Origin of the sequence: Nonomuraea terrae, assembly GCF_044465245.1 — a bacterium.
Classification (GTDB): domain Bacteria; phylum Actinomycetota; class Actinomycetes; order Streptosporangiales; family Streptosporangiaceae; genus Nonomuraea; species Nonomuraea terrae.
The window spans coordinates 383,612-409,399 of sequence record NZ_JBITLL010000006.1; the positions used below are offsets into that span (position 1 = coordinate 383,612).

Below are 25,788 nucleotides of genomic sequence, written 5' to 3' on the forward strand. Positions count from 1 at the left end.
TGCCAGGTGCGACTCACGCCTCCCTGCCTTCCGGCCGACGGCCCAACGCGCGAGGGTACCGCGGGCGCGGCGGTGGCCGCGTACCGTACGTGGAGGCGCCGCCGGAATGGCGCGGCACCACCGTCCAGGTGTGCGGGCTGTGGCCGTTCGGGGTCGGGTGCAGCACACCGGCGATCGGCGTGCCGCTCGGGCGCGAGCTGACCGGCGGCGCGACCTTGTGCTGTGACCCGATCTCGTGGTTCGCCCGCGCCGGACTGATTCACAACCCCTCCGAGCTCGTCCTCGGCAAGCCCGGGCTGGGCAAGTCGACGCTGGTACGCCGCCAGGTCGTCGGCCTGGCCGGCTACGGCGTGATCCCCCTGGTGCTCGGCGATCTCAAGCCCGACTACACCGATCTGATCGCCGCCATGGGCGGGCAGATCATCAAGCTCGGTCGCGGACTCGGCGCGCTCAACGTGCTGGATCCCGGCGAGATCGGCGCCGCCGCCGCGCGGCTGTCCGGCCTGGACCGTGAGCGGCTGCTGGCCGACGCGCACGGCCGCCGTCTCAACGCCGTCGCCGCCCTGATCACCATCGTGCGCGGCCGGCCCGTGGCCGACACCGAACGCACCATCCTGTCGGCGGCGCTGCGGGTGCTGGACGAGCGCCACCAGGGCGTACCGATCCTGCCCGACCTGATCCACGTCATAGACGTCGGCCCCGACCCGGTACGGGCGGTCACCCTGGCCCGCGGCAGCGACGAGCGCTATCGGCAGGTCGTCGACCCCCTGCACGCCTCCCTGCTCGGGCTGCTGGACGGGCCGCTCGGCGACGCCTTCGCCCGTGCCACCACCACCCCGATCCGGCTGGACACCCCGGCCGGATCCTGCATCGACATCTCCGGGATCGACGAGGCCGATCAGGAGCTGCAGGCGGCGGTGCTGCTGGCCTGCTGGTCGGAGGGGTTCGGCGCGATCGAGGCCGCGAACGCCCTGGCCGATGCCCAGCTGGCGCCACAACGACGCTTCTGGGTGGTGCTGGACGAATTGTGGCGGGTACTCCGGGCCGGCCGCGGCCTGGTCGACCGGGTCGACGCGCTCACCCGTCTGAACCGGCAACGAGGCGTCGGCCAAGCGATGATCACGCACACCATGAGCGACCTGCTGGCCCTCACGGAGGAAGCCGACCGGCTCAAGGCCCGGGGCTTCGCCGAACGCGCCGGCATGATCATCTGCGGCGGGCTGCCCGAGGCCGAGATGGCCTCGCTCACCCAGGTCGTGCGGATGTCCGCGCACGAGCAACGCATGATCGTGGACTGGTCCACCCCACCCAGCTGGGACAGTGCCCGCGATCGCGACGGCGAGCCCCCAGGCCGCGGGAAGTTCCTGGTCAAGGTCGGCGGCAGGCCCGGCATCCCGGTCCACATCGACCTCACTCCGGCCGAGCTGGCAGTCAACGACACCAACAAACGCTGGGCCCTCTCCACCCCCCGCTAGGTGTGCACATCGCAGAAGATGTGGTGCTAGGTACAGTGACCTGGAATGTCCGGTTGCCGCACACTGGAGAGCATGCTTCGGAGGTTCGGTCAGCTGGCGGTCCTGCTCGCGCTCGCCGGCGTGCAGGTGCCGGTGGCGGCCCTGGCGGCCGTCATGCTGCTGGTGTCGTTCGCGCTGGGCATGGTCTTCCTGTTCCCGCCACAGGTGAGGATGGTCAGAAGGCTCGCCCAGCTGCACCGGCGGCTCGTCGGGCGCTGGACGGGCATGGCCATCGAGCCTCCCTACCTGCCCGCGCCGCCGCCTCCTGTGCCGCAGGCCGACGGGATGTACCGCTCCGACCGTACGCTCTACAAGACGCCCCGCGTGCCGGCCTGGAGCGAGCGGTGGAAATGGATGCTCGCCGACCCGGCGACCTGGCGCGACGAGGCGTGGCTGGTGCTGGACCCGCTGGTGAAGGTCGCGCTGGTGCCGTTGTTCCTGGTGATGCCCGAACGCGGCATGCGCGTCTACGCGCTCTGGGCCGACCTGCTGCTCGGCGTGACCGCGGCCAGCCGGCTGGCCGGTCAGGTGACCCACCTGAGGCGCACGCGCAACCTCGCCGCCGACTCCCAGGCCGCCGAGATGCGCCGCATCGAACGCGACCTGCACGACGGCACCCAGGCCAGGCTCGTGGCGATCGGCATGACCCTGGGCGCCGTCGAGCAGCTCGTCGACACCGACCCGAACGCCGCCAAGGCGCTGCTGGCCAAGGCCCGTGACGCCTCCTCCGAGACCCTCACCGAGCTGCGCCGGGTCATCCGCGGCATCCACCCGCCGGTGCTGGCCGAGCGCGGCCTGTCCGACGCCGTACGCGCTCTCGCCATCGACAGCCCGCTGCAGGTCACGGTGGACGTCGACATGCCGCACCGGCCCGACGCGCCCGTGGAGGCCGCGGTCTACTTCGCCGTCAGCGAGTTGTTGTCCAACGCCGCCCGCCACGGGGACGCCCGTACCGCCACGGTGGACATCAGCGCCGGCGGTGGCGCCCTGCGCGTCACCGTCACCGACGACGGCATGGGCGGCGCCGATCCGTCGAAGGGCAGCGGCCTGGCCGGCATCGAGCAGCGACTGGCCGCGTTCGACGGCGTGCTCGCCCTGCACAGCCCTCCAGGAGGCCCCACCACGGTGACCATGGAGCTGCCGCGGGTGCTGCCCGAATACTGGGCCGGCGAGCCCGACCTGCCGCGCTGGAAGTCGGCGCTGGTCATCGGGTTGTGGGCGACGGCCTGGTGCCCGACCTTCCCGCAGGGCCTCGTGGCCGGTGTACTCAAAGTCGCCGGGTACGACGGCGACCCGAGCTGGTTCCTCGCCCTGCGCATGCCCGAGCCCCTGCAGTGGCCGACGATTCTGGGAATGACCGCGCTCGGTGTCATCATGCATGTCATGGCCGTCCGCATTCCCGCCAGTCACAACCGCGACCACTGGGTCGGACGGCTGTTCCCCGGGCCGATCTGCTGATGAACCGCGTCCTCGTCGCCGAAGACCTCTACCTGCTCCGCGACGGCCTGGTGCATCTGCTCCAGGCCCACGGGTTCGCGGTCGTGGGGGCTGTGGAGAGCGGCCCCGAGCTGCTGAAGGGCCTGCTGGAGCTGCGCCCCGACGTCGCCATCGTCGACGTACGCCTGCCGCCCACGTTCACCGACGAGGGCCTGCAGGCCGCGCTGGCGGCCAGGAAACAGGTGCCCGGCCTGCCCGTCCTCGTGCTGTCCCAGCACGTCGAGCAGCTCTACGCCCGTGAGCTGCTGGCCGACGGCTCGGGCGGGATCGGCTATCTGCTCAAGGACCGCGTCTTCAACGCCGACCAGTTCGTCGACGCCGTACGCCGCGTGGCCGCGGGCGGCACCGCCATGGACCCGGAGGTGATCGCCAAGCTCCTGGCCAGCAACGCCCGCAACGAACCGCTGGCCGCGCTCACGCCCCGCGAGCGCGACGTCCTGGAGGCCATGGCCGAGGGCCGCTCCAACGCCGCCATCTCCCAGCGCCTCTTCCTGAGCGAGAGCGCCGTCGCCAAGCACACGGCCTCCATCTTCGCCAAACTCGGCCTGGCTCCGTCGGAAGACGACAACCGCCGCGTCCTCGCCGTCCTCGCCTACCTCAACAACCGCTGATCACCGGCAGGCGCCCGCCCATCTCCTCCGGACGGCGGGGAGTTGTCGGTGGCACCGGCTATTTTCATAGAGCACGGCGCGCGACGAAGAGGTGGTATCAGGTGAAAATCCGGGTTAACCGCGATGTTCTGGCTGATGCGGTGGCATGGGCCGCCCGCGTCCTGCCGAGCCGCCCCGTCGTCCCCGTTCTCTCCGGGTTGCTGCTGGAGGCGGGCGACGAGTTGACCCTGTCCGCTTTCGACTACGACGTCTCCGCGCGGGCCGCGGTCGACGCCGACGTGGCCGAGGAAGGCAGGGTGCTGATCCCCGGCCGGCTGCTGGCCGAGATCAGCCGCAGCCTGCCCGCCGACGACGTCGAGATCGTCACCGACGGTCAGGAGGCGGTGCTGACCTGTGGGAGCGCGGAGTTCGGCCTGATCACGATGCCGGTCGAAGACTTCCCGACGCTGCCCACGATGCCGCCGGTCATCGGCGCCGTCGGCGGCGGGGTGTTCGCCTCCGCGGTCGGCCAGGTCGCCCCCGCGGCCAGCCGCGACGACACGCTGCCGATGCTCACCGGCATCCGCATCGACATCGAGGGCGAGTCGGTGGCGATGGCGGCGACCGACCGCTACCGCATCGCCGCCCGCGACTTCACCTGGCGCCCGGTCGGCCCCGACGTCGCCGTCTCGGCCATGGTCCCGGCGAAGGTGCTGGTCGAGGTGGCCAAGTCGCTGCGCGGTGGCGAGGTGGCGGTCGCGATGGGCGACGGGGTGGCGGGGTTCGAGAGCGTCGGGCGCAGCACGACCGTGCGCCTGCTCGACGAGCAGTTCATCGACTACCGCTCGCGGCTGACGTCCGACTGGTCGATCAGGGCCGATGTGGCGGTGGAGCCGTTCGTGGGCGCGATCAAGCGCGTCGCGCTGGTGGCCGAGCGCAACACCGCGATCCGGCTGTCGTTCAGCCAGGGGCAGGTGCTCATCCAGGCGGGCGGCGGCGACGTCGGCCGCGGCACCGAGGTGGTGCCGTGCGAGCTGCGCGGCGACGACATCCAGATCGCCTTCCAGTCGCAGTTCCTGCTCGACGGCCTGACCGGCATCGACACCGAGCTGGCCCGCATCAACCTCGAGTCGCCCACCAGGCCCGCCCTCGTCCAGGACGTCCCGGGCGACGCCCAGCCGGTCTTCCGCTACCTCGTCATGTCGCTGCGTCAGACCTGAGCCCCGCCTGGCGCTCGGCGACCAGCCGGAAGACCCTCTTGAACTCCGCGTACGCCTCCTCGCCCACGGCCCGGGCGTGCTCCGCCTCGATGGCGGCGAGGACGGCGTCCGTCGCGGCCGTCAGTTCGCGCCCTCTCGCGGTGGGCACGACCAGCTTGGCCCGCCGGTCGGCCGGATCGGGCCTGCGCTGGACGTAGCCGAGCGCGACCAGCTCGTCGACGAGGGTGCCGATCACCTGCTTGTGCTGCCCGGACTGCGCGGCCAGGTAGGTGGCCCGGCTGCCGGCGTCGTCAAGGTAGGCCAGCACCGCGCCGTGCCGTGGCCGCAGCCCCGCGTAGCCCAGCTCAGAGATCTTGGTGAACAACTCCCGCTGCAGGCTGAACAGCGTCCGGCTGGACAGGATGCCGAGATCGGGATCCTGCCGCTTGCGCCGGCTCCTGCCCACGGGTGAAGGGGTCAGGCCTCGGTGAGGGCGATGAGGATGTGCTCCATGCAGGCGTGACCCGCCCGCTCGGCCGCCGCCGCGTCGCCGGCCGAGATGGCCCGGGCGATCGCGTCGTGCGGGATGTAGCTCTTGTTCAGCGACGTGCCGGCCGCCGTGATGCTGGCCCGCAGCGCCGCGGAGAAGTCTTCGTACAGGTCGATCAGCACGAGGTTGTGGGTGGCGTGCGCGACCGCCATGTGGAAGGCCAGGTCGGCCTCGACGAAGTAGTCGGGGTCGTCGAGGTCCCAGGCCCGCTCGCGCTCGGCCAGCGCTTCCTCGATGCGGCGGATGTCCTCGTCGGTGCGGCGCGTGGCCGCCAGCCGCGCGGACTCGACCTCGAGCGCCCGGCGTACTTCGAGGATCTCGAGCTGCTCGGCCTGGCGCAGCCGGCGCAGCATCGCGCCGGACAGCTCACTCGTCGCCCGGACGTACGTGCCGTCGCCCTGACGGCACTCCAGCAGCCCGGCGTGGGTGAGCGCGCGCACGGCCTCGCGAACGGTGTTACGCCCCACTCCCAGCTGCTCCGCGAGGACCGTCTCGGTGGGGATCTTGCCGTTCATGTGCCAGGATCCTGATGTGATCTGCTCCTTGAGCTGATCGATCACCTGGTCGACGAGCGAAGCCCGCTGCGCCGTACGCAGACTCACAGTCCGCCTCCTCCGGGAAAGCCAATCATCCTATGAGTCAATGACTGGGGGATCCTCATTATTCCAGACTCGATAGGGGTCGAATCTGGAGCTCCCGGAGGTCAGCGAGAAACTACGGCGTCAGTCGTCACCCCTGCCATGGCGGAGCGAACTCCGGCAGCTTCGAGGGCCTTACGATATGCGGCCGTCTGCTCTGCTCGACACGCGGCCCTGCCGTAAAGGTCGCCGAGCTCGCGCCAGCAGCGCGCGGCCGGACGGTCGGATCCGAACACCGGGCGGTCGAGCGCGTCGAGCACCTCCTGCGCGCTGCGCAGGTGGCCGAGGGCGTCACCGCCCCGGTCGAGCGTCACCGTGGCCAGCACGAGGTGGGCCTCGGCCGGCGTCGTGCCGGAACGGTCGTGGGCCAGCCCCAGCGCCGAGACGGCCAGCTCGCCGGCGCCCACCGGGTCGCCGGCCCGCAGCCTGACCCGCGCGTGGACGATCAGGCTCTCACCATGCTCGCCCGTGGTCGCGGGGAACGCCGCGAACGCCTGTGCCGCGGCGCCGACGAGCCGCTCGGCCTCGTCGATCTCGGCCGTGGCCCGCCTGGCCCAGTGCATCGCCGTACGGGCCAGTCGCAACGCGATCCGGGACTCCCGCCCCGCCATGATCGCGTCGTCGGCCAGCCGCACTGCCAGCGCGGAGTCGTCACCCGCGGCGGCCGCCGAACTCGCCTGCCACAGCGCGGCGATCTCCGCGGAACGGTCCATAACCACGGGGACACCGGCGGCGCCGAGCACCTGCCCGACGTAGGTCATCGCGGGGGAGTCGCCCTCGCGTTCGCTGCGCGCCTCGACGAGGGCCGCGGCCAGGTCGACGGCGATCTCGCCGTGCGTGATCGACAGCCGCTCGGCCTGCGCCAGCGCGGTGGCGGCCAGGTCACGGGCCCGCAGCCGGTCACCGGCCTGCTGGTAGCAGCGGCTCAGCGCGATCGTGAGCGGCAGGTCGGCCAGCCGCTCGGGGTGGGCCGCGGCCTCGCGGCGCAGCCGTTCGAACGCCTCCACCGCCTGCCCGAGCCGGCCCTGGGCCTCGAACGCGCGCGCCCGGCCGAACCGCGCCTGCGCGGTCAGCATGGCGTTCTCCTCGTCGGCCACCTTCACGATCTCGGTGAAGCGCTCGGCGGCCACGGCCGGGTCGCCGTGGTGGAGCTCGAGCTCGGCGTGACGCAACCCGAGCTCGGTGTCGATGCGCTGCCGAGGCTCGATCCCGTGAAGGAGGAACTCGGTGGTGCATCCGAGGCGCTCGGCGAGTAGCCGGGCGACCACCGGAGTGGGCGTGCGCTTGCCGGACTCGATGAGCGAGACATAACTGTCCGACAGGTCGGGTCCGGCCAACTGGGCCTGAGACATCCGCCTGTTCAGCCGCAGTCCGCGGACGCGGTCACCGATGGTTCCCTGACTCGGCATCTCATCTCTCAAGGCGGGGAAGGGTCAACAACAGGCAATGATTGCATGAAGTAGCCGAATCTGGTATCCCCACATGAAGAATTTGCCACGGGGAGATTAATCGTCGCCGTCGTCCTTGCCGGGGAAAAGCATCTGGCAGACCTCGAGATACAGGGTCTCCGGATACGGAATGTATTCGACCGTTGACAGAGCCTGGTCCTGACCGGCGGACTCGAGGATGAACTCACCGTAACCGAGCATGCGCCCGAGTAGAGATCTTTGGAAGCTCATGTCGGTGACCTTCGCCAGGGGCATCATCGCGACCTTGCGCGTGATCAGCCCGGTGGTCAGCAACATGCGCTTGGAAGTCACCACAAAGTAATCGACCGACCACTCGGCGACTTTCCATACAAAGCGGATCAGCAGCAGCAGCCAAAGCCACCACACGACCACGAGAGCCGTGCCGCCGCCTTCGTTGCTGCCGAAGAACCTGCTGAGCAGCCCGGCGATGATCAGGCCGCCGAGCACCTCGGCGACCGGGCGGAGCAGGATGGCCGGGTGCCGGCGCACCATGATGACTGATTGTTCGTGGGGGAGGAGGTAGCGGTTGACCGACGATGGAGCGGAGTCCCCGTGGGTCACCAGCCTCATGAGAGGTTGTTCACGAATTGAGCCAGCGAGTCGGCTGCGTTGAACACCGTGTCGAACGCTCCTCTCACCGCGTCCGCGGCATCAGCTGGTCGCGCGAACAGGTAGTACGCCACAAACGCGATACCACCGTATGTGAGGACTTTTTTGACCTGCACCGTCGCCTCCGTGCCACTTGCCACTCCACCCGCCAACTACATTACCCACCTGCAAGCCGGGGTAAAGGTAACTTGGCAGGTTAGTTCTGATCTTGCTTAGCCACGTTCGCTGGCCACCAGAGCCAGCACGTGAAGGTGCTTGCGCGCGATGCGCTCCACCAGGCTGGGATGCGCGTAGCCGGTGACCTCCAGCGCGCCGTAGTGCGCTGCTTCCACGCAGCGCGTTACGGTGGTCGCCGAGTGAATGCCGGCGAACTCATCGCACAACACCGCTTCGACCTCCGCGTACGGAGTCGGATCCGGCTGTGTGTGATCGCTCATCGTCGCCCCCAACGCGCGTGCGGAAGTTGCCTTCCGGGTCTGTTCGTACCCACTCAACCACAGTATGTAACGAAGTGGTGACCCCATGTGACGGGAAAGGGGCTTTTCCCGTCAATCGGCCGGGTCAGACGACGCCGTAGAGGCGGTCGCCCGCGTCGCCCAGGCCGGGCACGATGTAGCCGTTCTCGTTGAGGCGTTCGTCGAGGGCGGCGGTGACCACGCGGATGGGCTTGCCGGAGTTGGCGAACACCTTGTCCATGTACGCCAGGCCCTCGGGCGCGGCGAGCAGGCAGATGGCCGTGACGTCGACCGCGCCCCGGTCGAAGAGGAACTGCACGGCCGCCGCGAGCGTGCCGCCGGTGGCGAGCATCGGGTCGACGACGTAGCACTGCCGGCCGGACAGGTCGTCGGGCAGGCGGGTGGCGTACGTCTCGGCCTGCAGCGTGGACTCGTTGCGGATCATGCCGAGGAACCCGACCTCGGCCGTGGGCAGCAGCCTGGTCATGCCGTCGAGCATGCCGAGCCCGGCCCGCAGGATGGGCACGACCAGCGGGTACGGCTTCGCCATCCGCACCCCGCGGGCGGTGGAGACCGGCGTGTCGACGGTGACCTCGGCGACCCGGACGTCCCGCGTGGCCTCGTACGCGAGCAGCGTCACCAGCTCGTCGGCGAGCCTGCGGAAGGTCGGCGAGTCGGTGCGGACATCGCGCAGCGTGGTGAGCTTGTGGGCCACGAGCGGATGATCGACGACGAGGGTCTCCATGGAGGTCAACGCTATCTGGTGCCGCTCTCGGTCGCACCCTCGCCTACCTGCGCGAAATGCGGAATATGACGTGCCGTACGTTGGGCGGGGTGAGGCATGGGAAGGGGCCGTGCGGCTCGCGCCATGGGTTTTGATCACAATTTGGTCGGAGAGGCACACGCCGAGTGGCGGGTTCTGGAACGATTGGGTGCTGGTGATATTTGCCGTGTCAGAGGTCGGTTGGAGATGGCGATGACAGACGAAGACGCTCTCGACTTCGCCATCGTGGTTTATCGCGAGGACGACCGCTGGGATGCGGAGATGCTGCCTGTCGCGCTCACGTCGGATCTGAAGGGGCTCATTCACGCCCTGAAGCAGCAGCCGAGTGAGAGCGGCACGATCGGTCTGGTCGCGGTCGGCGACGAGTTCTTCGTGGCGCTGCGGGTGCTGGGCGAGCGGGTCGACGTGTTCCTGTCCGACATCGCCGCCTCGTGGGACTTCCCGCTGGCGCGGGAGGTGCTCGACTATCTCGACGTCCCCGTGCCGGACGAGGAGGAGCTCGACGAGATCCTCCAGGACGAGGAGACCGTGCTCCCTGCCGGAGATCTGTCGATCTTCGCCGATCTCGGGTTGGACGAGATGGAGCTGGGCATCCTCTCCGGCGACATTGACTTGCTGCCCGAAGACGTGTTGTCCAGCATCGCCGCGCGGCTCGGCTTCTCCGAGCCGTTCGAGCGGGCCATCGAATCGGTCTTCGGCTGACCCCCCTGGAGCGCGGACATGGCGTCCAACACCTTCTCTGCGGCGTTCGTCAGGACAACCGACGGCTGGAGCGGCGCCGAAGTCGATCTGACGGATGCCGAGATCGTCGACGACTTCGGTGACGCGGTCACGGAGGCGCTGGGGCTCACGGGCGACGAGCTGGCCTTGCTCTGCGTCGAGGTCGAGGACGAATGGTTCGCCATCGTCCGGTACCGGGGCGACGACGAGCCACGGGTCTTCCTGTCGGACGCGCACGCGGTGCCGTCCAACCGTCTGGGCGAGTTGTTCGCCGAGTTCGCCGGCGTGGTGCCCGACAAGGAGGCCAACGAGCTCGGCGTGCGTCCCGCGGGCGACTTCGAGGCGCTCAGCGACCTCGGTGTGAGCAGCGAGGAGCTGCTGGAGCTCAGCATGGAGGAGGGCGTGTTGCCGGCCGACATCCTGTCGGTGATCGCCGAGCGGCTGTCGTTCGCCGACGAGCTCGACCGGCTCAGGTGACCCACGCGGAGGCCATGCGCCTGGCCCTGGCGGAGGCCGCCGCGGCCGGCGACAGGGGTGAGATCCCCGTGGGGGCGGTGGTGCTCGGCCCTGACGGCGAGGTGCTGGCCGCCGCGGGCAACGACCGCGAGTCCGCCGCCGACCCGACCGCCCACGCCGAGGTCCTCGCGCTGCGGCGGGCCGCCGCGCGCCGCGGCCGGTGGCGCCTGAACGGCTGCACGCTCGTGGTGACCTTGGAGCCCTGCACGATGTGCGCGGGCGCGGCGGTGCTGGCCAGGGTCGACCGCATCGTGTACGGCGCCGTCGACGACAAGGGCGGCGCCGTGGGCTCGCTCTGGGACGTCGTGCGCGACCGCCGGCTCAACCATCGGCCCGAGGTTGTGATGGGCGTTTTGGCCGAGGAATGCGGTGACGTACTGAAGCGGTTTTTTGCCACTCGCAGAATCCGGTAAGCTCGTGCGCGGTGGTGTCGCCTAGTGGCCGAGGGCGCACGCCTCGAAAGCGTGTGATGGGGCAACTCATCCGTGGGTTCAAATCCCACCACCACCGCCACAGCCGAAAGGGCCCCCGAGATCTCGGGGGCCCTTTCGCTTTCCTTGCTCAGGTGGGCAGTTCGAGGACCCTCGCGTGCAGGATCGAGCGCTGGTGCAGCGCGGCGCGCAGGGCGCGGTGAAGGCCGTCCTCCAGGTAGAGCTCGCCCTGCCACTGCACGACATGGGGGAACAGGTCGCCGTAGAAAGTGGAGTCGGCGGCCAGAAGAGAGTGCAGGTCCAGCATGGCCTTCGTGGTGATCAACGAGTCGAGCCGGACCTGCCGTGGCGGGATCTGAGCCCACTCCCTGGGGGTCAGACCGTGGTCGGGGTAAGGGCGTCCGTCGCCGACAAGCTTGAAGATCACCCCCCTGATTTTAGGAGAGAATCCGACGACTTGCGTTGTCCGATGGCATCAGCCCAGGTCATTGAGGTCGCAGTCGGCCGGGGAGCCGTTCTGGTAGCCGCGCTCGAACGCGTTGACGCGTTGCGCGGAGCTGCCGTGGGTGAACGATTCCGGGTCGACTCTGCCCATGGTGCGCTGCTGGATCCTGTCGTCGCCCACGGCCGCCGCGGCGTCGAGGGCCTGGGCGATCTCCGTCTGGGTGAAGGGTCTTTCGTAGAAGCCGGTCGTGGTCGCGTTGTGCGCCCAGACGCCGGCGTAGCAGTCGGCCTGCAGCTCGACGGGGACCGAGCTGCCCGCGTCGAGCGCGCCGAGCAGGTTCTGCACGTGGTGGCCGTACTCGTGGGCGATCACGTACGCCTGGGCGAACGGGCCGCCCTGCGCGCCGAACTGGCGGTGGAGCTGGTCGAAGAAGCTCAGGTCGAGGTAGACGCGGCGGTCGCCGGGGCAGTAGAAGGGGCCGGCGGAGGAGTCGGCGGAGCCGCAGGCGGTGCGGACCTGGCCGGTGTACAGGACGGTCTTCGCTACCCGATATTCGGATATTTCCTGCTTCCAGTAGTCCTGGATGCTGTTGACCACGCCCACCACCCGGCACCGCTCCGACTGGTCGGCGTCCTTGCCGGTCTGGCACTGCTGCGACAGGTTGGACGGAGGCCGCTGCTGGGCGGGCTCGGCGCCGCCGCCCACGTTGTTCAGGACCATCACGAGCACGAACACGATCAGGCTGACGATGCCGCCACCGCCGATGATCATGCCGCCTGGTGGGCCTGAGAAACCGCCGCCGCCGCCCGCGTCCTCGACCTGGGAGGAGTCGAGGTCGGCCTGGTCCCTGAAGTCCATGTTGACGTCCCTTCTGGGTCATCGTCGCAAGGACGACTTCCCAGAAAAGCCGCGAAATGACGTCAGATGCGGCCGGTGAAGGTGTCGCAGCGTGTCGGGTCGCCGGTGTCGTACCCGATGCCGAACCACCTCGTGCGCTGCTCGGAGGTGCCGTGCGTGAACGCGTCGGGGGTCACGCGGCCCTGGGAGCGGCGCTGGATGCTGTCGTCGCCGACCGCCGCGGCGGCGCTCAGCGCCTGGTCGATGTCGGCCTGCGTGAACGGGGCCTCGTAGAAGCCGGTCTTGACCGCGTTGTGCGCCCAGACGCCGGCGTAGCAGTCGGCCTGGAGTTCGAGGCGTACCGACGGGCTGCCGGCGCCGGGACGGTTGTCGCTGCCGACCCGGTTCATGGTGCCGAGCAGGTTCTGGACGTGGTGGCCGTACTCGTGGGCGACGACGTACGCCTGGGCGAACGGGCCGCCCTCGGCCCCGAAGTCGCGCTGGAGCGTGTTGAAGAACGACAGGTCCAGGTAGACCTTGCGGTCGGCCGGGCAGTAGAACGGGCCAACGGCGGAGTCGGCCATGCCGCAGGCCGTGTCGACCGCCTGCGAGAACAGCACCGTCCTGGCCGGCGTGTACGTCCGCCCCTGTTCGGCGAACGCCTGCCGCCAGTACGACTGGATGCTGTTGACCGTGCCGACGATGCGGCAGTCCTCCGACTGGTCGGCGTCGGCGCCCGTCCGGCAGCGTGCTGCGAGGTTGCCGGTGGGGGAGGGCGCGGAGGTCGGCGGCGGGCTCGGCATCCGGCCGCCGCCCTGCTGGCCGTCCTCCTCGCCGGGGAACGGCGAGGGCACCACCCCGAACAGCAGCATCCCGACCGCCGCGACGATCAGGATGAGACAACCGCCGCAGCCGCCCCGGCGGCCGATGGGCAGCATGCAGCCGCCGGGCATCCCGCCGGGGCCGCCGCGGGGCGACGGACCGGAGGCCCTGGCGTCCTCGACCTGCGAGGGGTCGAGCCGCGCATCGTCGTCGAACTGCATTCCGCGGTTCTTCCCCGTAGCGGAATGAATACGCAGGGCAATCATAGTTGCATGATTTTTTGGGATTTGTCGGTAATGTGCCGGTATGACGGGGGGATTGATCGGGATCGCGCTGGGTCCCTGGGCATGGTGCTCACGTCCGGGCCGAACATGATCTATCTGGTCTCCCGGTCGATCACGCAGGGCCGCCGCTCGGGGCTGATCTCTCGCTGACGGGGGTCCTCCTCGGCTTCACCGTGTACCTGACCTGTCTCGGGCCGACGGCCGTCTTCGCGTACGTGCCGGCCGCGTACAGGGCGCTGAAGCTCGCCGGGGCCGCGTACCTGCTCTGGCTGGCCTGGAACGCCGTCAGGCCGGGCGGCGCCTCGGCGTTCGAGCCGCGCGGGCTGCCCGTGGAGCGGCCCGGCAGGCTCTTCTCGATGGGGTTGCTGACCTGCCTGCTCAACCCCGAGATCGCGATCCTGTACCTGTCGCTGCTGCCGCAGTTCGTCGACCCGTCGATGGGACACGTGCTGCTGCAGAGCCTCGCGCTCGGGTCCGTGCAGATCGCGGTCGGCACGCTGGTCAACGGACTCATCGTGATCTCGGCGGGTGCGCTGGCCGCCTTCCTGGCCCGCCGCCCGGTCTGGCTGCGCGTGCAGCGTCACGTCACCGGGACCGTGCTCGGCGCCTTCGCCGTCAGCATGGCGACCGACCGTTCCAAGGCCGTCGTCAGCGCCTGAGCACGCTCACCGGTCGAACCATGTCGCCGACGACGGCCGGCACAGCAGACCGAACACCGCCCCGGCCATGATCGCGCCCAGCAGGTTGCCGATCGTGACGTCCTGCACGAGCTGCCAGAGACCCAGCAGGGTGATCAGCAGCTCCACCACCAGCCCGGCCGTACGGACCCAGCCGCGCCGCGAGCGCATCCGCAATGCCAGGAACGCGATCAGCAGCAGCGTCGCCAGCGGGACGGCCAGCCCCGCAACCAGCATGCCGGCCAGCGCGACGGGGAACGCGCCACCCAGCAGGACGAGCAGCAGCAACACCCCGGCCAGCCCCAGGATCGCCTGCGCCCACATGCAGAACCGGGCCACGGCGACGGACGGCGGCATCACCTCGACGTCATACGACTCGGACATCTCGCCTCCTCCCTCGGGATCGTGAACGGGAGTGACGAGGGCGGCAAATGCGGACTGGGTATGTGCCGACGTCACGGCGCGGTCGCATAACCGGCCGGCATCAGGGCCTGACGCTTTCGCCGGAAAGGGCCCTGGGGAAACTCGTCACAGGGCTATGAGGCCCGCGTTCGTCGGCCGGAACCCGCAGGCGCCGAAGTAGAAGTCCTTCAGGTCGTCGTCGAAGTCGACGTGCAGCCACTCGCAGCCGGCCTCCCGGGCGTTCGCGGCCGCGAGGGCGACGAGCCGCGCGCCGACGCCGGCCCGCCGCAGCCCGCGCGCCACGAGCGTGTCGAGGACGAAGGCGTGCGCGCCGCCGTCCCAGGCCACGTTGACGAAGCCGACCAGCCTGCCGGAGTCGTTCGCGCACACCCACCCGAGGCTGTGCCGGTTGACCTGACCCCACCAGTCGTCGTCCAGCGGCTCATGGCCGAAGCCTTCGGCGTGCAGCGCGTTGAGCGCGGCGTTCTGGAACCGGCCCCGCCAGGCGTACTCCACCGTCATCCGGCGACCGTAGACGCCGCCCGCCCGCGTGCGCAAAGAGATTTCAGGACGTGGAGTGAGGCGGTGGTATGGCCACCACGCCGAGCATGAGCTGCCGGCGGTCAGGTCCGGGCCCGTTGTCCCTGAGCGACTCGACCAGCTCGCGCATCACCGTGTGGATGCGGGCGACCTCCTCCTCGTTCACCCACAGGGGCGCGAGGGTGTAGAGCAGGCCGTCGGCGACCGGATCTTCCGGCGCGCTCGCCAGATAGGAGTGGACCTGGGCGAGCAGCCCGGTCATGAAGGCGGTCATCGCTTGCCCGTGGTCGGCGGCGGACACCGGCATGTCCGGCAGCGCCGCCTGGACGGCGTCCTTGTCCAGCTCATAGGTGTGCTCGACCGCGCCGCGCACCTTGCGTTCGCCGGTGACGCGCATGACGTCGGCGTCGACGAGCCACCTGATGTGCCGGTACAGGCTGCTGTAGGGCACGTCCGGCAGCGCCTGCCGCAGTTGTGTGCCGGTCCGGGGGCCGAGCGCGACGATCTGTATCACCCGGATCCGGACCGGGTGCAGCACACCTATTTCACTCACAGGCGTCCTTCCTTCTGCCGCACTTACCGTACGCCCTGGATTTGATGCCAAATATGGCTATAGTCTCAAATATGGAATCATTTGGTCGTACGGATGTGCCCGATGCCGCCCCGGTCAGCCTGCCCGTGGAACGGCCGGCAGGTCGCTTCTTCGATCCCCCCGAGGGGCTGGGGGCGCTGCGGGAGCAGCGGCCGCTGGTCCGGATGACCTACGGCGACGGGCACGAGGGCTGGCTGGTGACCAGCCACGCGCTGGTCCGCGCGGTGCTGGCCGACAGTCGGTTCAGCTCCAGACGTGAGCTCATGCACCCGCCGCTGCCCGTACCCGGCGCGTCCGGGCGATTGCCACCGGCTTCGCCCGGCATGTTCGTGAACCTCGACCCACCCGAACACACCCGCTACCGCAGGCTGCTCACCGGCAAGTTCACCGTGCGCCGCATGCGGCTGCTCACCGAACGGGTCGAGGAGATCACCGCGGCACGGCTGGACGCCATGGAAACGCACGGCGCGCCCGTGGACCTGGTGCCGGCCTACGCGCAGCCCATCCCCGCGCTCGTGATCTGCGAGCTCGCCGCGATCACCGGTCTGGAGGGCTATCTCTCCGACCTGGTCAAGGCCAAGCGTGCCCAGCCGAGCGACGACCTGCTCAGCGACCTGACCACCACCGACCTCACGGACGCCGAACTCGCCGGCGTCGGGAGCCTGCTGCTGGGCGCGGGGCTCGACACCACCGCCAACATGCTCGCCCTGGGCACGTTCGCACTGCTCAGCCGTCCCGATCAGCTCGCCGCGCTGCGCGCCGACCCCGACCAGGCCGTCGAGGAGCTGCTGCGCTACCTGAGCGTCCCCCATACCGGGCTGCGGGTGGCGCTGGAGGACGTCGAACTGGACGGCCACCTGATCAGGGCCGGCGACCCGGTCACCCTCTCCATCCAGGCGGCCAACCGCGACCCGGCCAAGTACGACGCTCCCGACACCCTCGACCTGCATCGGCCGGCGGGCGGGCATCTGTCCTTCGGGCACGGCATCCACCAGTGCCTCGGTCAGCAGCTGGCCCGCGTCGAGATGCGGGTCGCCTTCGCCGCGCTGGTCGAGCGCTTCCCCGGCCTGCGCCTGGCCGTACCGGCCGAGGACGTGCCGTTGCGTACCAAGTCGGACTTCTTCGGCGTGCATGCGCTTCCGGTCGCCTGGTAGCGAGCCGGTCTCGGGGGTGTGTCAGGGGGCGTTCAGGGACGTCCCGGACGCCGTCCCGGCCTGCTTCCTGGACACTCATGCGCATGAGGAGCTCAGGTGTGGTGGCGGGTTCGGTGGCGCTCGCGGCGGTGTTGACGGGATGCGGCCTCGCCGGCGCGCTCGAGAAGGACACGGTGTCGTACGACGTCACCGACAAGGTGAGCGCGATACGGATCGAGGCCGACTCGGGCGGCATCGAGGTCGTCGAGTCGGACCGGCAGGGCGTCCACGTGACCGAGCGCCTCACCTGGCGCAAGGACAAGCCCGAGGCCACGCATGAGACGCAGGGCGACACGCTGGTGCTCGGGTTCAGCTGCCCCGGCGGCTGGCTGGGCGGCGGGAGCTGCGACGTCGGCTACGAGGTCGAGATCCCCAAGGGGCTGCGCGTCACCGCCGTCAGCGACTCCGGGAACGTGACGCTGCGGGACCTGTCCGGCGACGTGGACGTCACCAGCGACTCGGGCTCGATCGAGGCCGGCGGGCTGGCGTCCCGGCAGGTCGTCATGGAGAGCGACTCGGGCGCCATCACGCTGGCCTTCACCGCTCAGCCGGACAAGGTCGAGACGTCGGCCGACTCGGGGAGCACGGAGGTGCGCGTGCCGGGCGGGCCGTACAACATCACCACGACCACCGACTCGGGCCGCGAGGAGATCGGCACACCGCACGACGCCTCGGCCCCGCGCTCGCTCACCCTGTCCAGCGACTCCGGCGCCATCAAGGTCACCGGATCCTGAACGACCCCTTCATGGTCGGGAGCTACGGCTGCTGTCCCTCCTTTGAACGCGTGAGCGATACAGGGCGGCCGGCAGCTGAGCGCTGAACGGGCCGAAAGTACGTGCGAGACCCCGACTTGTGGTCGATGTCCGCACCGGGCCGCATCTCCAGGATGAGGCCCATGCTGCACAAGGATCACGCTTCAGGACTGAACGCCGGAGGTCTGGCCCACGGTCCCGGTCTCCCCTCCGCCCGCGCCGAGGCGACGGCATGGGAGGCCCCGCGATGACCTCCCCGGGCCGAGCGCGTATCGCCGCGCTCGACGTCCTGCGCGGGTTCACGCTGTGCGAGATCCTGCTCGCCAACATCCAGCTGATAGCCAACGACGGCACCGCCGTCGTGACGCAGCCCATGGGCGACTGGGACCCCTGGCTCGGGCTCCCGATCTTCTCCCTGCTGTTCGGTATCGGGTTCTCGCTGCTGCTGGACTCCGCCGCGAACCGGGTCACCCGCCCATGGCTGGTCCTGCTGCGCCGGCTTGTGGCGCTGCTCGCGATCGGCCTCGTGCATATGCTGCTGTGGCCGGGCGACATCCTGACCAAGTACGCGATCGTCGGCATGCTGGTGTTGTTGCCCTCGACCTGGCTGCCGCGCTGGGCCGTGGCCGGCCTCGCCGCCGCACTCGTCCCGGCCGCGCTCGTCTTCGGCGGGGGTGGACCCTTGCTCATCGCCGGGCTGTTCCTGCTGGGCTCGGCACTCGTCCGATACGGGCTGATCGAGCAGATCGACCGGTCCACCCGAGGGCCGTTCCTGCTGGGCCTGGTCTTCGCGGCCGGGGCTGCCTCTGCCCTGTGGGTACCGGCGAACGTGCGAACGGGGGCGGACACGGCGCAGCCGTCTTTCACGTCCGGCCTGGCGGATCTGCTGCTCGCCGGTGTGTACGTGTGCGCCCTGCTGCTCCTGCTCAGAACACCGCTGCGACCGGCGCTGCAGGCCGTCTTCGTGCCACTGGGCCGGATGGCGCTGACCAATTACCTGACCGCCACACTCCTCGTCCTGGCGGCCACCCACATCCTCGGCCTGCCGATCGGGCGATCCTTGACGGCGGCGTACCTGGTCGCGGGAGCCATCCTCACGGCCCAGTGGCTGTTCGCCACCCTCTGGCTGCGCCGCTATCGCCAGGGCCCCCTGGAGTGGCTCTGGCGGTGGGCCACCTGGGGGCACCGCTCGGCCCTGCGCGTCCGCACGAACTGAGCCCATTCACGGCGCTGGTCAAGACGCGTGCGGGGGATGCCGGGAACAGCAGCGATCGTCGAAGTCGGTGCCTGTGAGCAGGTACACCCGGCCCTCGATGTGCTCGGACAGGGAGAGGCTGTCCGACATGGACTCTTCGCCCATCGGGCTGAGGCCCTGTGAGCTCTCTATGTGATCCCAGAACCGGGCGAGTTCCGGGTCGACGCCAGGGGCAGCAGGCGGAGACACCGAATTCGTCGTCCGACTGTGCTCGGCTTTGCGCTACGTGTGCTCTGTACTGCGCAAAGTACTCCTCGGCCGCATCGTTCACGGTTCGGAGAAGGTCGCTCCAGCGAGAGCGGGGGGTATTAGGAGGTTTCCATGATCGGGGACCTCAACGGCTGCGCTGTGGTCCGGCGCTCGGCGTGGCCCCAGGAGAGGTCGTCACCACCGTCGATGCACGGTTGCCTTACGACCGGTCACCAGGCTCGCCGGCGGAACGTCATCGGCCACGACCGCGCCGGCGGCGACCACGGCATCACGGCCGATGCTGACCCCGGGCAGGATCGTGGCACCGGCGCCGATCCACACGTTGTCCGCCACGTCGATGGGCGCGCCGCTCAACCACTCCCGCCGCTCCGCAGGATCGACCGGGTGACCGGCGGTGATGAACGTGGCCTTCGGTCCGACCATCACGCGCTCGCCGAGCCGGATGCCGGCGTAGTCGAGGAACGTGCAGTTCTGGTTGATGAACACCCGCTCGGCGAGGTCCAGGTGAAGGCCGTGATCCGTGTAGAAGGGCGGATAGATCGTCACTCTCGCCGGCAGCGGCTTGCCGAGGATCTGTTCGAACAATTCCGCCTTGCCGGCTTCGTCCTCGAAGGGCAGGACGTTCAGGCGGGAGGTGAGCTCGGTGACCCGCAGGACCCTCTCGGCCATGGCCTGGAACTCGGCGCTGTGGATGCGCATGAGACGGTCACTGGACATGCCACGACCCTTTCTGGTGTACCGGTGACTGGATAAGCGCTGGTGGAGGCTGCTGTCCGCAGCCGGTCGAGTCGCCTTGGTCGGGTCAGGACCCGCGAGCGTGTGCGCTGTCGCCGCGCCGTGGCGTCGTCGCCCAGGACGGGAGCCAGACCGTCTCAGGGAGCCTCGGCAGGCTTCCGAGGTGGGTGATGAGTCCACGGAGTCCCGGGTGTGGATTCGTTCTGGGGAGGATGAGCGAGAGCGGGTAGGCGAGGGTCGGATTCACGATGGGGATGCGGCGCAGGTCGTGGTTCGTCGGCCAGACGTACCGGTCGCGTGCCCCGACGAGGGTGGCCACGTCCGCGGAGTCCGCGAGGGTGTCCAGGAGAACCTCGTCTCCGAAGTGCGGGCCTGCCGCGTCGATGCGTAGGTCGAATGCGGTGGCGAGCTGATCGTAGAACTCCGCCCATTCGCTTCTGGGCGCGATGCCCGGCACCCATATCCGGTGCTTACGCAGCTGCGGCGGCGTCAGTACTCGCGCGGAGGCGAGCGGATGTCTCGGGCCGACGAGAAGCTGCAGCGGAGAGCCGAACGCGTGAATCATCCGCACGTCGGGCGGCAGTGTGTGGGGGGCGGTGACGGTGCGGAACGAGGCGTCGATATCGCCTGCTGCGACGGCCGCGGCCGCCTCGCGCGGGTCGTCGACCCGGAGGATGACCACGTCGAGGTTGGTTTCGGGATGTAACCGCCAATAGTCGTGCAGAACAACGGCCTGCGCGCTCCGCAGGCCGAGAACGTCGATCCGAAGGGCCCGGAAACCCGGCCTGACCGCGGTGATGGCGCGATCGACACCCGCGACGATGCTCCGCGCGTGGGGGAGGAATGCCTGACCGTCGAGCGTCAGCTCAACCCCTCGGGCGGTACGTGTGAACAGACGGACTTCCAGCTCGCGCTCCAGGGCGGCGATCCGCTTGGAGACTGCCTGCTGCGTCACGCCCAGCTCATCGGCCGCAAGTTGCAGCTGCCCGAGCCTGGCCGCCCGGACGAACGATCGCAATGCCTCGGTGTCCACCGGTTCACCCTAGGCGCGCACAACTGATCGTTGTGGCTCGCCGTGGATCGGTTGTCTGATCACGCTCCAGCATGGCCGATGTGGTTCGAGCCCCCGAACCGTCGGTTGCCCGTCGCGAGTGGCCAAGGGCGCGTAGCAGCACGTCACCCGGTTGTCCGGAACACGGTGGCCATGCGGGTCGGCCGCCTGGTCGGGTCCGGCCGCGACGTCAGGCGCCCGCCGGCTCCTCGGCCCAGGCGACTCTCCTCGGGCAGTCGGAAGATTTGACACAGCCTTGTCACGATGTCGGTAACTATTGGTTGCCGCGTACTCATGCTCTGTTATGGTCCCCACTTGTCCCCAATTGGGGCAACCTTTACTCCTGAGGAGGAACATGAGGAACGCGAAGAAGGTGGCCGTCCTTACCGCTGCCGTGGCGACCGCTACCGCGCCCCTGCTGGCACTCGCCTCCCCGGCGATGGCCGCCCAGCCTTCCACGACCGCTCAGACCGTGCAGAGCCAGTCGCTGGACTGGCTCTCCCTCGACGCGCTCAGCGGCTCGAAGCTGATCCAGCGTGTCAAGGACCTCCTGGGCAAGGGCTACGTTCCCACGGCTCTGAACGTGACCAACGCGGCCAACCCGCAGTACACGTCCCTGTGGACCAAGGACGCCACCCGCAAGGTGAACGTCCTGCAGGGCCTGTCGGCCACGGACCTGCCCAAGCGCATCCAGGAGCAGGCGGCGGCGGGCTTCCAGCCCAAGCTGATCACTGCCACCGGTTCCGGCTCGAGCGCGGTCCTCGCGGCGGTCTTCGAGAAGACCGCTCAGCTGGCCAAGTCCCAGCTGAGCATGAGCAGGGAGACCTTCGTGAAGGTCAACACCGAGCTCACCGCCGCCGGTTACAGCCTCGCGTCGCTGGACGTGTACGGCACGGTCGAGAAGCCCCTCTACGCGGCCGTCTGGGTGACCGGCGCCGTCGCGGGCACCGTCCAGGTGACGCTCGGCCAGACCGTGGAGCAGCGCGGCAAGGAACTGCTGGAGAAGACGAGGCAGGGTCTGCGCCCGGTCCTCATGGCCGTCGAGCCCGGCAAGCTGTACACCACCGTGTGGAGCAAGGGCAGCTCGACCAGCCTGAAGGAGTACCTGGGCCTGTCCAAGGTGACCTACACGGTCAAGTCGGCCCAGATGAAGGCGCTCGGTTACCAGCCGCAGATCCTGAGCGCTGAGGACGGCGTCATCGCGTCGGTCTGGAGCAAGAGCTAGAAACCGGAAGCGCCGCGGCCCGCGAGCTTGGGCTGAGTCCGGCACAGGATCAGTGTGCCGGACTCAGCTCAACGGTAGCGCAGGTCAGCGGCGGCTCCGCCGAGGCTGCCCGGCGTGCGAAGCACCGGTCGTGGATGCGGTTCGTGTGCCTCGCCGAAGCCGGCCCGGCCCCGACGGCGTCGGGGCCGCGTCGGTAGCGCTGTGCACGGCGGAAGAGGAAGTCGTCGATGGTCGCGCGGATGACGTCGCGGTCCTGCGCGTCGATCGCCGTGGCGCTACTCGACGAGCACGAGCGGGACCTCCAAGAACGCCTACTACGGGGTGAGCCGCCCCTGGGGCCGGGAGCGCCACACCTCGAACGACTGGCCGCCTTCTACGCCGCCATGGTGCGCCTTCTGGAAGACCACTCTCGCCTGGTGCTGGGCACGGAGGTGGGCTCTCGACGCGTCCCACTTCTGGCGCGCCCACGTGCGCGCACTCTTCACCGCCGCAGGCACACCCGGCCCCGACGCGCTGGTCGACGTCCTGCTCGCACCGCTTGCCCCCGAGGTGTACGGCTACAACGCACAGCGCTCGGCCTCGTCCCGGAGCAGATCACTCAGGCTCAACGGAGACCCGAACTGGGACGGAAAACCAGAAGGGGTGCGCCGTGGTCACGGCGCACCCCTTCTGGGCTGGCGGAGGATGGGGGATTTGAACCCCCGAAAGGTTGCCCTTTACACGCTTTCCAAGCGTGCGCCCTCGGCCACTAGGCGAATCCTCCGCCGACGAGCTTACCGGACTTCTCGGGGTGTGCGGACCACGATTTCCAGTGGCCTCAGGGTGGAGCGAGCACTGCGCCGTCCGGCTAGACTGTCACTGGACCCCTCGCGCGGCGTCATCCTGTGAACCTCCCCAGGGCCGGAAGGCAGCAAGGATAAGCGGGCTCTGGCGGGTGTGCGGGGGGTCTCTTCGTTGGGAGCCCCCTCGCAGGCGGGATGGTCGCATGAGCCTTGCGCTTTACCGCAAGTACCGACCCGGGACCTTCGCCGAGGTCAAGGGTCAGGAGCACGTCACTGACCCGCTCCGGCAGGCACTGCGTACGGGCCGGATCAACCACGCCTACCTGTTCAGCGGTCCCCGCGGGTGCGGCAAGACCTCCAGCGCCCGCATCCTGGCGCGCTCGCTCAACTGCGAGCAGGGCCCCACGCCCGATCCGTGCGGTGTGTGCGAGTCGTGTGTCGCGCTGGCCCCGACCGGGCCCGGCCACCTCGACGTCATCGAGATCGACGCCGCCTCCCACGGTGGTGTCGACGACGCGCGCGACCTGCGGGAGCGGGCGTTCTTCGCCCCCGTCTCGGCGCGCTACAAGATCTACATCATCGACGAGGCGCACATGGTGACCCGCGAGGGTTTCAACGCGCTGCTCAAGCTCGTCGAGGAGCCCCCGCCGCACCTGAAGTTCATCTTCGCGACGACGGAGCCGGAAAAGGTCATCGGCACCATCAAGTCGCGTACGCACCACTATCCGTTCCGGCTGATGCCGCCGGCGACGCTCCGGGCGCTGATGGAGGAGATCCTCACCTCCGAGAACGTGCCGTACGAACCGACTGCGCTGCCCCTGGTCGTACGCGCCGGGGCCGGGTCCGCGCGTGACACGTTGTCCATCCTCGACCAGCTCCTCGCCGGGGCCGACGACGGTGGCATCACGTACGCCAAGGCCGTCTCGCTGCTGGGCTACACCGACGGCGACCTGCTCGACGAGGTCGTCAACGCGTTCGCGGCCCGTGACGGCGCGCAGGTCTTCCACGCGGTCAACCGGGTGATCGAGGGCGGCCACGACCCCCGCCGCTTCGCCGCCGACCTGCTCGAACGCTTCCGCGACCTGGTGATCCTGGCGAACGTCCCAGAAGCGGCCTCCAGCGGGCTGCTCGACCGTCCCGCCGACGAGCTGGAGCGCCTCGTGCAGCAGGCCGCCTCGATGGGGGCCGCCGAGCTGACCCGCGCGGCCGAGGTGTTCAATGCCGGGCTCACCGAGATGCGCGGGGCGACCTCGCCGCGTCTGCTGCTGGAGCTGATGTGCGCGCGCGTTCTGCTCCCGGGTGCGGCGCAGGGCGAGGCGGCCCTGCTCGCCCGCATCGAGCGTCTCGAACGCGGCGGCGCCGTCGCCCAGATGGCCGCCCGCGCGCCCTCGTCCCAGGCCCCTGCTCCTCAGCCGCCCGCGCCCAGCGCCCCCGTCATGAACGGCGCGTCGCAGCCTGGTCAGCCGGCAGGTGCTCAGACGCCGGCCGCCCAGGGCGGGCAGCCGGTCCCGTCCGGTACGGCGTCCCATGGGGGCGGTGACGCGGACGGCGGTGGCGTCGCTGCGCCCCGGGCGGCGGCCTCTCCTGGGGCGGACGACTGGCCGGAGGCGGTCAGGCCGGGGAGTCCGGCGCCGGCACCGAGCGCTCCCGTCCCGTCTCCTCACAGTGGCGCCCCTCAGGGGGCTGCGGCGTCGGCCGGTACGGGTGGCGTTCAGGCTCAGTGGCCCGCCGTGCTCGCCGCGCTCAAGCAGCGCAGCATCGTCGTCTGGGCCAACGTGAGCACCAACGCCCAGGTGGTGGGCGTCGAAGGCAACATCGTGACGCTCGGCTTCACGCAGGTCGGCGCCATGAAGAACTTCACCGGCGGCGGCAAGGACGCCGTGGTGGCCGGGGTGCTGGGCGACGTGCTCGGCGGCACGTGGAAGGTGGAGGCCGTCGTGGGCGGCTCGCCGGCGCCCTCCGCGTCGCGGGGTCCCGTACGTCCTCCGTCGCACGGAGGTGCGCCCGCAGGGCCGGTGCCCGGTGCCCAGACGGCCCCACCGGCCGCGGGCCAGGGGACAGCCGGCTCTCAGGGGCGTACGGCGTCGCACGGCGCGCCCCACGACGACAGGGGCGGTGAGGAGGCCGCACAGCCGCCTGCCCCTCCGCCGGGACGTGCCACCACGGACGAGTCCTGGCCTGACGCTCCCGACGATCCCGGTCCTGCCGCACCGCCCGGCCCCGACCCGACCCGTACCGTCGCCGCCGCTCCGGCGGGAGGCGGGGGAGCGGGTCGCGCCGCCGCGCGTTCGGCGGCTCAGGCGGCCGCCCAGGCGGGCCCGCGCGTGCCCGCCGCACGGGCCGGCGCCTCCGCACGGGCCGGCGCCTCCGCCTGGCCGGAGGCGATCCCGGGACGCGACAAGAGCGCCGACGTGGACGACGTCGACCCCCTCAACGACGCCGACGCCGACGTGGACGCCGTCTCAGGGATGGCCTTGCTCGAACGCGAGCTGGACGCCCAGGTCATCGGCGAAATCGACCACACCTGACGCGCCCCTGAGCGGCGAGCACCCGCCCGTCGTCTCCAGATGAGGTGCGCCGCATGGTGGCCATGCGCGTCTCCGTCGATCGACCACGTCCACGCCGCCGGCACCGCCGAGGTGACCCCGTCTGCCCACGCCGGGTTGCGTCACAGGCACGGACGCTCCCGCGTACACGGGAACAGCGGCCACCCGCCCGTGCGGAGACTCAGCCGAAGCGGCCGGCCAGCCGCGGCTCGGGCCGCCTGAAAGTCCGGCGATCTGCTCGACCAGGGGCCCGGCGTGTTCGGACGGCCGGCAGGCCAGAGCTCCGCGCCTGGAAGGCCGAGCGGCGAGTCCGATGAGCCGACCGTTCGAGTGGCGGTCGGCCAGGGAGCGTGTGGGCCCTCGTGGTGGCTGGTCAGCCGGGGTTTCGGGGATGCGGGCCGGGTGGTTGGGCGCGTAGTGGGTGCCGGCTGCGGCTTTCGGCCGTGGAAGCCGGAGGGCAGGGACTGT

The 25,788-nt window shown here is 70.0% G+C and carries 28 protein-coding genes, 2 tRNA genes and 1 other RNA gene; 15 read left to right on the plus strand and 16 right to left on the minus strand.

What is annotated here, in order from left to right; all coding sequences use genetic code 11:
• Positions 1 to 89: 89 nt before the first annotated feature.
• The 4 genes from ACIBP6_RS31115 (at position 90) to dnaN (ending at position 4,821) form a co-directional block, all read left to right on the plus strand.
• A complete protein-coding gene (locus ACIBP6_RS31115) occupies positions 90 to 1,475 on the plus strand; it encodes an ATP/GTP-binding protein (RefSeq protein ID WP_397057413.1) in 1,386 nt (461 codons plus the stop codon).
• A gap of 72 nt (positions 1,476 to 1,547) precedes the next feature.
• The gene (locus tag ACIBP6_RS31120) at positions 1,548 to 2,972 is read left to right on the plus strand and encodes a sensor histidine kinase (RefSeq protein WP_397057414.1); all 1,425 of its coding nucleotides are present in this window, start codon (positions 1,548 to 1,550) and stop codon (positions 2,970 to 2,972) included.
• The gene (locus tag ACIBP6_RS31125; RefSeq protein ID WP_397057415.1) at positions 2,972 to 3,622 is read left to right on the plus strand and encodes a response regulator transcription factor; all 651 of its coding nucleotides are present in this window, start codon (positions 2,972 to 2,974) and stop codon (positions 3,620 to 3,622) included. Before ACIBP6_RS31120 ends, ACIBP6_RS31125 begins: the two co-directional genes overlap by 1 nt.
• Before the next feature lie 101 nt (positions 3,623 to 3,723).
• On the plus strand, positions 3,724 to 4,821 hold the full coding sequence (dnaN, locus tag ACIBP6_RS31130; RefSeq protein ID WP_397057416.1) for a DNA polymerase III subunit beta: 1,098 nt from the start codon (positions 3,724 to 3,726) through the stop codon (positions 4,819 to 4,821).
• Here dnaN and ACIBP6_RS31135 read toward each other — a convergent pair.
• The 7 genes from ACIBP6_RS31135 to upp form a co-directional block, all read right to left on the minus strand.
• A complete protein-coding gene (locus ACIBP6_RS31135) occupies positions 4,799 to 5,266 on the minus strand; it encodes a MarR family winged helix-turn-helix transcriptional regulator (protein ID WP_397057417.1) in 468 nt (155 codons plus the stop codon). The genes dnaN and ACIBP6_RS31135 overlap by 23 nt on opposite strands.
• A gap of 11 nt (positions 5,267 to 5,277) precedes the next feature.
• Positions 5,278 to 5,952 carry a FadR/GntR family transcriptional regulator gene (locus ACIBP6_RS31140; RefSeq protein ID WP_397057418.1) on the minus strand — a complete coding sequence of 225 codons (675 nt, stop codon included), beginning with the start codon at positions 5,950 to 5,952 and terminating at the stop codon, positions 5,278 to 5,280.
• A gap of 101 nt (positions 5,953 to 6,053) precedes the next feature.
• Positions 6,054 to 7,397 carry a helix-turn-helix domain-containing protein gene (locus ACIBP6_RS31145; protein WP_397057419.1) on the minus strand — a complete coding sequence of 448 codons (1,344 nt, stop codon included), beginning with the start codon at positions 7,395 to 7,397 and terminating at the stop codon, positions 6,054 to 6,056.
• A 96-nt stretch (positions 7,398 to 7,493) separates the two neighbouring features.
• Positions 7,494 to 8,027 (minus strand): PH domain-containing protein, encoded by a 534-nt coding sequence (locus tag ACIBP6_RS31150; RefSeq protein WP_111176071.1) that lies wholly within the window; start codon positions 8,025 to 8,027, stop codon positions 7,494 to 7,496.
• Positions 8,024 to 8,182, minus strand: a complete 159-nt coding sequence (locus ACIBP6_RS31155) for a hypothetical protein (RefSeq protein ID WP_165969524.1) — start codon at positions 8,180 to 8,182, stop codon at positions 8,024 to 8,026. The genes ACIBP6_RS31150 and ACIBP6_RS31155 overlap by 4 nt, the downstream gene beginning before the upstream one ends.
• 96 nt (positions 8,183 to 8,278) lie before the next feature.
• Entirely contained in the window at positions 8,279 to 8,503 is a 225-nt protein-coding gene (locus tag ACIBP6_RS31160) for a hypothetical protein (protein WP_397057420.1), read from the minus strand.
• Between the two features lie 124 nt (positions 8,504 to 8,627).
• Positions 8,628 to 9,266, minus strand: coding sequence for a uracil phosphoribosyltransferase (upp, locus tag ACIBP6_RS31165; protein ID WP_132608517.1), 639 nt, complete (start codon positions 9,264 to 9,266; stop codon positions 8,628 to 8,630).
• 225 nt (positions 9,267 to 9,491) lie between these two features.
• Between upp and ACIBP6_RS31170 the strand changes: the two genes are divergently transcribed.
• The 4 genes from ACIBP6_RS31170 (at position 9,492) to ACIBP6_RS31185 (ending at position 11,054) form a co-directional block, all read left to right on the plus strand.
• Positions 9,492 to 10,007: a tRNA adenosine deaminase-associated protein gene (locus ACIBP6_RS31170; RefSeq protein ID WP_397057421.1), complete on the plus strand. Its 516-nt coding sequence runs from the start codon at positions 9,492 to 9,494 to the stop codon at positions 10,005 to 10,007.
• A gap of 18 nt (positions 10,008 to 10,025) precedes the next feature.
• The gene (locus ACIBP6_RS31175) at positions 10,026 to 10,502 is read left to right on the plus strand and encodes a tRNA adenosine deaminase-associated protein (RefSeq protein WP_397057422.1); all 477 of its coding nucleotides are present in this window, start codon (positions 10,026 to 10,028) and stop codon (positions 10,500 to 10,502) included.
• Positions 10,499 to 10,954 (plus strand): tRNA adenosine(34) deaminase TadA, encoded by a 456-nt coding sequence (tadA, locus tag ACIBP6_RS31180; RefSeq protein WP_281282609.1) that lies wholly within the window; start codon positions 10,499 to 10,501, stop codon positions 10,952 to 10,954. Before ACIBP6_RS31175 ends, tadA begins: the two co-directional genes overlap by 4 nt.
• Positions 10,955 to 10,964: 10 nt before the next feature.
• Positions 10,965 to 11,054: transfer RNA gene (locus tag ACIBP6_RS31185), tRNA-Ser, on the plus strand.
• A 48-nt stretch (positions 11,055 to 11,102) separates the two neighbouring features.
• Here the strand turns inward: ACIBP6_RS31185 and ACIBP6_RS31190 are convergent.
• From ACIBP6_RS31190 to ypfJ (ACIBP6_RS31200), 3 genes are all read right to left on the minus strand, one after another.
• Positions 11,103 to 11,399 carry a type II toxin-antitoxin system VapB family antitoxin gene (locus ACIBP6_RS31190; RefSeq protein WP_397057423.1) on the minus strand — a complete coding sequence of 99 codons (297 nt, stop codon included), beginning with the start codon at positions 11,397 to 11,399 and terminating at the stop codon, positions 11,103 to 11,105.
• Positions 11,400 to 11,447: 48 nt separating this feature from the next.
• Positions 11,448 to 12,275: a KPN_02809 family neutral zinc metallopeptidase gene (gene ypfJ, locus ACIBP6_RS31195; RefSeq protein ID WP_397057424.1), complete on the minus strand. Its 828-nt coding sequence runs from the start codon at positions 12,273 to 12,275 to the stop codon at positions 11,448 to 11,450.
• A gap of 62 nt (positions 12,276 to 12,337) precedes the next feature.
• Positions 12,338 to 13,297, minus strand: coding sequence for a KPN_02809 family neutral zinc metallopeptidase (gene ypfJ / locus ACIBP6_RS31200; protein ID WP_397057425.1), 960 nt, complete (start codon positions 13,295 to 13,297; stop codon positions 12,338 to 12,340).
• Positions 13,298 to 13,533: 236 nt separating this feature from the next.
• On the opposite strand from ypfJ (ACIBP6_RS31200), the gene ACIBP6_RS31205 reads away from it, so the two are divergent.
• A complete protein-coding gene (locus ACIBP6_RS31205; RefSeq protein WP_397057426.1) occupies positions 13,534 to 14,019 on the plus strand; it encodes a LysE family translocator in 486 nt (161 codons plus the stop codon).
• Positions 14,020 to 14,025: 6 nt separating this feature from the next.
• Here the strand turns inward: ACIBP6_RS31205 and ACIBP6_RS31210 are convergent, their stop codons facing one another.
• The 3 genes from ACIBP6_RS31210 to ACIBP6_RS31220 all read right to left on the minus strand — a co-directional run bounded on the left by ACIBP6_RS31210 (position 14,026) and on the right by ACIBP6_RS31220 (position 15,532).
• Complete coding sequence (locus tag ACIBP6_RS31210) at positions 14,026 to 14,421, minus strand: hypothetical protein (RefSeq protein ID WP_397057427.1); 396 nt, start codon at positions 14,419 to 14,421, stop codon at positions 14,026 to 14,028.
• Positions 14,422 to 14,565: 144 nt separating this feature from the next.
• Positions 14,566 to 14,961, minus strand: coding sequence for a GNAT family N-acetyltransferase (locus ACIBP6_RS31215; protein WP_397057428.1), 396 nt, complete (start codon positions 14,959 to 14,961; stop codon positions 14,566 to 14,568).
• Positions 14,962 to 15,004: 43 nt separating this feature from the next.
• Positions 15,005 to 15,532: a helix-turn-helix domain-containing protein gene (locus tag ACIBP6_RS31220; protein WP_397057429.1), complete on the minus strand. Its 528-nt coding sequence runs from the start codon at positions 15,530 to 15,532 to the stop codon at positions 15,005 to 15,007.
• 71 nt (positions 15,533 to 15,603) lie between these two features.
• Between ACIBP6_RS31220 and ACIBP6_RS31225 the strand changes: the two genes are divergently transcribed.
• The 3 genes from ACIBP6_RS31225 (at position 15,604) to ACIBP6_RS31235 (ending at position 18,732) form a co-directional block, all read left to right on the plus strand.
• Positions 15,604 to 16,725 (plus strand): cytochrome P450, encoded by a 1,122-nt coding sequence (locus ACIBP6_RS31225; RefSeq protein ID WP_397057430.1) that lies wholly within the window; start codon positions 15,604 to 15,606, stop codon positions 16,723 to 16,725.
• 83 nt (positions 16,726 to 16,808) lie between these two features.
• Entirely contained in the window at positions 16,809 to 17,498 is a 690-nt protein-coding gene (locus ACIBP6_RS31230) for a DUF4097 family beta strand repeat-containing protein (protein WP_397057431.1), read from the plus strand.
• A gap of 265 nt (positions 17,499 to 17,763) precedes the next feature.
• A complete protein-coding gene (locus tag ACIBP6_RS31235; RefSeq protein WP_397057432.1) occupies positions 17,764 to 18,732 on the plus strand; it encodes a DUF418 domain-containing protein in 969 nt (322 codons plus the stop codon).
• Positions 18,733 to 19,155: 423 nt separating this feature from the next.
• On the opposite strand, the gene ACIBP6_RS31240 is transcribed toward ACIBP6_RS31235, so the two are convergent.
• The gene (locus tag ACIBP6_RS31240; protein WP_397057433.1) at positions 19,156 to 19,698 is read right to left on the minus strand and encodes a DapH/DapD/GlmU-related protein; all 543 of its coding nucleotides are present in this window, start codon (positions 19,696 to 19,698) and stop codon (positions 19,156 to 19,158) included.
• A gap of 85 nt (positions 19,699 to 19,783) precedes the next feature.
• Entirely contained in the window at positions 19,784 to 20,749 is a 966-nt protein-coding gene (locus ACIBP6_RS31245) for a LysR family transcriptional regulator (RefSeq protein WP_397057434.1), read from the minus strand.
• 373 nt (positions 20,750 to 21,122) lie between these two features.
• On the opposite strand from ACIBP6_RS31245, the gene ACIBP6_RS31250 reads away from it, so the two are divergent.
• Positions 21,123 to 21,992, plus strand: coding sequence for a hypothetical protein (locus tag ACIBP6_RS31250; RefSeq protein ID WP_397057435.1), 870 nt, complete (start codon positions 21,123 to 21,125; stop codon positions 21,990 to 21,992).
• Between the two features lie 675 nt (positions 21,993 to 22,667).
• On the opposite strand, the gene ACIBP6_RS31255 is transcribed toward ACIBP6_RS31250, so the two are convergent.
• A tRNA-Ser gene (locus ACIBP6_RS31255) sits at positions 22,668 to 22,755 on the minus strand.
• Between the two features lie 95 nt (positions 22,756 to 22,850).
• Between ACIBP6_RS31255 and ffs the strand changes: the two genes are divergently transcribed.
• Both ffs and ACIBP6_RS31265 read left to right on the plus strand, forming a co-directional pair.
• An RNA gene (gene ffs / locus ACIBP6_RS31260) (signal recognition particle sRNA small type) lies at positions 22,851 to 22,946 on the plus strand.
• A gap of 31 nt (positions 22,947 to 22,977) precedes the next feature.
• On the plus strand, positions 22,978 to 25,302 hold the full coding sequence (locus ACIBP6_RS31265; protein WP_397057436.1) for a DNA polymerase III subunit gamma and tau: 2,325 nt from the start codon (positions 22,978 to 22,980) through the stop codon (positions 25,300 to 25,302).
• Positions 25,303 to 25,788 lie beyond the last annotated feature (486 nt).

Excerpts from the sequence above, each read along its gene's own strand:
- ACIBP6_RS31225 (WP_397057430.1), top strand. The coding sequence starts at position 15,604 with ATGGAATCATTTGGTCGTACGGATGTGCCCGATGCCGCCCCGGTCAGC.
- ACIBP6_RS31125 (WP_397057415.1), top strand. The coding sequence starts at position 2,972 with ATGAACCGCGTCCTCGTCGCCGAAGACCTCTACCTGCTCCGCGACGGC.
- ACIBP6_RS31150 (WP_111176071.1), bottom strand. The coding sequence starts at position 8,027 with ATGAGGCTGGTGACCCACGGGGACTCCGCTCCATCGTCGGTCAACCGC.
- ACIBP6_RS31170 (WP_397057421.1), top strand. The coding sequence starts at position 9,492 with ATGGCGATGACAGACGAAGACGCTCTCGACTTCGCCATCGTGGTTTAT.
- ACIBP6_RS31250 (WP_397057435.1), top strand. The coding sequence starts at position 21,123 with ATGAGGAACGCGAAGAAGGTGGCCGTCCTTACCGCTGCCGTGGCGACC.
- ypfJ (WP_397057425.1), bottom strand. The coding sequence starts at position 13,297 with ATGCAGTTCGACGACGATGCGCGGCTCGACCCCTCGCAGGTCGAGGAC.
- ACIBP6_RS31210 (WP_397057427.1), bottom strand. The coding sequence starts at position 14,421 with ATGTCCGAGTCGTATGACGTCGAGGTGATGCCGCCGTCCGTCGCCGTG.
- ACIBP6_RS31145 (WP_397057419.1), bottom strand. The coding sequence starts at position 7,397 with ATGCCGAGTCAGGGAACCATCGGTGACCGCGTCCGCGGACTGCGGCTG.
- ACIBP6_RS31240 (WP_397057433.1), bottom strand. The coding sequence starts at position 19,698 with ATGTCCAGTGACCGTCTCATGCGCATCCACAGCGCCGAGTTCCAGGCC.
- ACIBP6_RS31120 (WP_397057414.1), top strand. The coding sequence starts at position 1,548 with ATGCTTCGGAGGTTCGGTCAGCTGGCGGTCCTGCTCGCGCTCGCCGGC.
- ypfJ (WP_397057424.1), bottom strand. The coding sequence starts at position 12,275 with ATGGACTTCAGGGACCAGGCCGACCTCGACTCCTCCCAGGTCGAGGAC.
- ACIBP6_RS31160 (WP_397057420.1), bottom strand. The coding sequence starts at position 8,503 with ATGAGCGATCACACACAGCCGGATCCGACTCCGTACGCGGAGGTCGAA.
- ACIBP6_RS31230 (WP_397057431.1), top strand. The coding sequence starts at position 16,809 with ATGAGGAGCTCAGGTGTGGTGGCGGGTTCGGTGGCGCTCGCGGCGGTG.
- ACIBP6_RS31215 (WP_397057428.1), bottom strand. The coding sequence starts at position 14,961 with ATGACGGTGGAGTACGCCTGGCGGGGCCGGTTCCAGAACGCCGCGCTC.
- ACIBP6_RS31265 (WP_397057436.1), top strand. The coding sequence starts at position 22,978 with ATGAGCCTTGCGCTTTACCGCAAGTACCGACCCGGGACCTTCGCCGAG.
- ACIBP6_RS31175 (WP_397057422.1), top strand. The coding sequence starts at position 10,026 with ATGGCGTCCAACACCTTCTCTGCGGCGTTCGTCAGGACAACCGACGGC.
- upp (WP_132608517.1), bottom strand. The coding sequence starts at position 9,266 with ATGGAGACCCTCGTCGTCGATCATCCGCTCGTGGCCCACAAGCTCACC.
- ACIBP6_RS31235 (WP_397057432.1), top strand. The coding sequence starts at position 17,764 with ATGACCTCCCCGGGCCGAGCGCGTATCGCCGCGCTCGACGTCCTGCGC.